We start from the raw sequence: 667 nt of genomic DNA, 5'->3' as shown, positions 1-667 counted from the left end.
CGCGGGCCCACCTGCACGCGCTGGCCGCGTCCCCGCCGCAGGTGGTGCTGGCAGAGGGGGGCACCGCGCCGGAACGCATGGCCCTGGCCCTGTACTGGGCGGCGTTGCTGAACTGCGAGGCTCCGGACGATGCCCGCCCCTGCCTGTCCTGCCAGTCGTGCCTGCGCATGGCCGGGGGCGGCCACCGCGACCTCATCGTGCTGGACGGCAACAAGCCCAGCGCCGAGGAAGGTTCCTTTTCCATAGAAAACGTGCGCGCGCTGCGCGGCCTTTTGGGCGAACCCCCGCGAGAGGGCCGCAAGCGCGTGGTGGTGCTGGTGGACGCCCACACCCGCGTGGAGGCGGCCAACGGCCTGCTGAAGTCGCTGGAGGAACCCCGCCCCACCACCTGTTTCGTGCTGCTGGCCCCCCAGCGCGAACGGCTGCTGCCCACCCTGGTGTCGCGCAGTTTCGTGCTCACCCTGGCCTGGCCCACTGATGCCACCCCGCCGCCCCCGGCGGTGCGCGACTGGCTGGACGCGCTGGTGGAATTCATCCAGACCGGCGGCGGCTGGATGGAACGCACCTCCCGCAAGGGCGATCTGGACGCCCCCCTTGCCGCCGCCGTGGTGCTGCACTGCCAGCGCGCCCTGGCAGACGTGCTGGCCGGGCGCGCCGCAGACCCGCT

1 protein-coding gene is annotated in these 667 nt (G+C 73.0%); it reads left to right on the top strand.

The features are described from left to right. Positions 1-667, top strand: a 667-nt coding sequence (locus tag FVW27_RS18325) for a DNA polymerase III subunit delta' (protein ID WP_167127970.1), incomplete at both ends; no start/stop codon positions are given.

The organism is Nitratidesulfovibrio liaohensis (assembly GCF_011682075.1).
Taxonomy (GTDB): domain Bacteria; phylum Desulfobacterota; class Desulfovibrionia; order Desulfovibrionales; family Desulfovibrionaceae; genus Cupidesulfovibrio; species Cupidesulfovibrio liaohensis.
The sequence above is the reverse complement of the archived record's forward strand: the minus strand, read 5'-3'. Positions and strand labels throughout refer to the sequence as shown.